This window comes from Streptomyces azureus, from assembly GCF_001270025.1.
Taxonomy (GTDB): Bacteria; Actinomycetota; Actinomycetes; order Streptomycetales; family Streptomycetaceae; genus Streptomyces; species Streptomyces azureus.
The window spans coordinates 1-1603 of record NZ_DF968439.1 but is presented as its reverse complement, the minus strand read 5'-3'; the positions used below and the strand labels follow the sequence as shown (position 1 = coordinate 1603).

The following is a 1603-nucleotide window of genomic DNA, read 5'->3' as shown; positions in this document are numbered from 1 at the left end:
TGGCCCGTACTCATATGCGTGCCACTGGTCTCCGTACCGAACTGGGTACCGGTGCTCATCTCGGTACCGGACAACTGCTCTTCGTGGAACATGCCGCAGTTGTTGAGGATGTACACCAGTGACTCGTCGACAGCGGCGATGTCCTCCTTTTCCAGGGAGAACCTCAGGAGCGCGAGGACGACGGGCAGTGACCGGTTCTCCGTCACAGCGCGCCCAAATTCCACCATGAAGCGGTCACGGGATACCGGCGTCTCTTGGTTTGTCAGGACGTAGCTCCGCAACCATCGCAGGACGTCTGTGTCGACTGCTACAGCGTAAATGAGCTGGTTGAGCGCCGAGGACCGCTGGGGCGAAATTTGCTGGCCGTCGACGTACTCGGACAGGATCTGCGCCGGGTCGGTGACGAACTGCTCCCGCAGCAGGAGATCTGTCGCCATCGCTCTAAACAAAGCATTCACCCGCCGGCTGATGGCGGCCGTTCGCAGCGGGGTGGGATCCAGTGTACTGGGGTTCTGATCGACAACCACGTGAAAGCCTTTCTCGGAAGTCGCTGGAATGTCGCCACGGTCCCCCACCCAAGGCATTGGAGCACGGACCTCCTCAGCAGCTCAGACGACACGCTTTGGACGCGCATCAAACCCTGAGAATGGGAGTACGTCGCTCTGTACTCCGAGTGGCAGCGGAAACAGTTCGAGGGCAGCTGATCGGCCTGAGTACCGCCGTTGCCGTCAGCCTCCTTGCCCTCACTTGACCCACCGCACCTCCGCCCCGGGAGGAGCCGCGCATGTTCATCCAGCCCTGGGACGCCGCCCTGGACGATGCCGAGTGACAGACCTGGATCGCCGACGGCCACGACTTCGGCATCTTCAGTGAGGTCTTTTAAGTGAGCGTTTGGTTCTCGATTGCCTGTTTTATTTGGCTTAGCTGTCGCGCCAGTTGGTGGTGGCTTCGTGGGTGAGGCGGCGGGTCAAGAGGTTGATGGCGGCCAGTTGGATCATGGCGGCTGATCGGTGGGGGTGGGTTTCGTAGTCGCGGGCCAGGCGGCGGTGGTGCATGAGCCAGCCGAGGGTGCGTTCGATGACCCAGCGGCGGGGCTGGACGAGGAAGCCGCGGGTGGTGGGGTCGCGTTGGACGATTTCGAGGTCGATGCCGAGGTGGGCGGCCTGTTCGACGGCTTTGGTCTTGTAGCCGTTGTCGGCCCGGGCTTTGGTGATGGTGGGGTGGCGCTCGCGGACTTTGGTGAGGAGTTGGGTGCCGGCGGTGGGGCACCGACGGAATGCGCTGGTCAGCGCCGACACAGAGACGCCGAAGATCGTTTCCCACGCTCGGAGTGATCGTTTCCCTCCGCGCAGGTGGCCCCCTGTTCCCGTCAGTAGGAGGCACTGCTGACTCGCGCTTCCTCAATGGGGGCGGCCAGGCTCTTGGTGGCATCGGGAGCCATGCGAGACCTTTTCAGCGAACGTGGCCCACATCTGTGGGTATCGCCTAGTGCCGTATCAGGCAACGTTCGCCCCGTTCTTGCAGCTCGAAATCGGGCTGGTGCGGCTGGGATTGCCGCATAGCCTCCAGGCTGTGGACAGGGAACGCAGTGCTCGGCAGCTTC

Annotated in this window: 2 protein-coding genes; both read right to left on the bottom strand. The window is 62.8% G+C overall.

Translation table 11 applies throughout. The features are described from left to right. Positions 1-437 (bottom strand): hypothetical protein (locus AOQ53_RS35370; RefSeq protein WP_201785097.1); only part of this gene is annotated, 437 nt, incomplete at its 3' end. Positions 438-920: 483 nt separating this feature from the next. Continuing rightward, on the bottom strand, positions 921-1298 hold the full coding sequence (locus AOQ53_RS35365; protein WP_063889047.1) for an IS5/IS1182 family transposase: 378 nt from the start codon (positions 1296-1298) through the stop codon (positions 921-923). Positions 1299-1603 lie beyond the last annotated feature (305 nt).